The following is a 1,247-nucleotide window of genomic DNA, read 5'->3' as shown; positions in this document are numbered from 1 at the left end:
ATAGAGACAAAGCATGACATTCTTAATAATCTTAAATTACTGAAAGAACACATAACGTCTTATATAGGATAGGTAACCATCAGTATGGAGACAAATGAGATTATGTTTAAATTAGAAGGAACGGTGCTATTTTCCCCTACGCAACGTTGCTTAAATGGTCCTGACGGCTCGGTGGTAATATTAACTGAAAATAATCTTAGGTTTTTACAACTGCTACTTAGTGGTGTAACAGAAAAAGAGCAGATTATTAATCAGGTATGGAAAGAACAACGCGGAGCTGTAAGTGAAAGTAGCTACTACGGGCAGCTCTATATGTTGCGAAAAGCATTTCTTCAGGTCGGGCTGAAAGAATCACTTATTCATACCATCCCACGTAAAGGTGTCCGCTATACCGGTTCTGTTAGTCAGATTGTCATCAATGATGAAGCTGAACAACAAATGCACCCAGACCCCCTTATCACTGCTGCATCTAATAAGGAGCAGCTTGCGCCAGTAACTCAACCATTCAAGCCAGGGGCTGACGTAATATCACCTGTCGCGACACAACAAAGTTTTTTACACAGTTACCGTTGGAAGAAACTTATTTCTCTGTTGGCCTTTTTCTCTTTCTGCTGGCTCTCATTTCTCACAACGCTAATTATTATCATCTTGTTTAATGGGGATAAACCGCACTCCGGATAGTAATAATAAGANGAGGGTAATTTTAAAAGATTAAATGATGGTAATAAAAAGGCCAACGTTCAAAAAAAACAGTTAAATAGTTGCCACTACCAGCGAGACTGATTATATCGAGTCGGTTCGGATCGAGTCGGATCGGATAGTAGCTAAATAACGAGAAGTAGACTCTTTACATCTCAAATCTTAAAAATAGGGAATACTCCCTTATCATTTAAAAGGAAAACTAACATGATGGATTTAATCACTAAAGGTTACGTTGTTACTCAACTTAAAACTCAAGAGTTTTTGAAAGACAATCGTGGCTCTATTATTGAGTATGTTATGGTGATTGCATTGGCAGGCATATTTATTGCGTTGGCAAGGCCAGCCCTAGTCGAGTTAGTACAAGGGGCCGTTGATAGTGCCACAGCAGCAGTAGCGCCAACAGCGCCGCAGTAGCTCCGCAGTATCGCCGCGTAATATTAATATTTATCAGGATTTTCACATGGCAACTTATCGTTGCCATGTTTTTATTGTAGGAAAAATGATGGATATAATAAAATTATCCTTAATAATACTGCTAGCATTAC

2 protein-coding genes are annotated in these 1,247 nt (G+C 38.9%); both read left to right on the top strand.

Annotated elements, in window-relative coordinates:
• Nucleotides 1–84 precede the first annotated feature (84 nt).
• Complete coding sequence (locus tag V2A85_RS23775) at nucleotides 85–681, top strand: winged helix-turn-helix domain-containing protein (RefSeq protein ID WP_420072566.1); 597 nt, start codon at nucleotides 85–87, stop codon at nucleotides 679–681.
• A gap of 225 nt (nucleotides 682–906) precedes the next feature.
• On the top strand, nucleotides 907–1,116 hold the full coding sequence (locus V2A85_RS23770) for a pilus assembly protein (protein WP_420072565.1): 210 nt from the start codon (nucleotides 907–909) through the stop codon (nucleotides 1,114–1,116).
• Nucleotides 1,117–1,247: the final 131 nt, after the last annotated feature.

Source organism: Yersinia sp. 1252 StPb PI, assembly GCF_048593885.1.
GTDB lineage: Bacteria > Pseudomonadota > Gammaproteobacteria > Enterobacterales > Enterobacteriaceae > Yersinia > Yersinia enterocolitica_E.
Note: the sequence above shows the minus strand (reverse complement) of the source record. Positions and strands in the feature narration are given on the sequence as shown.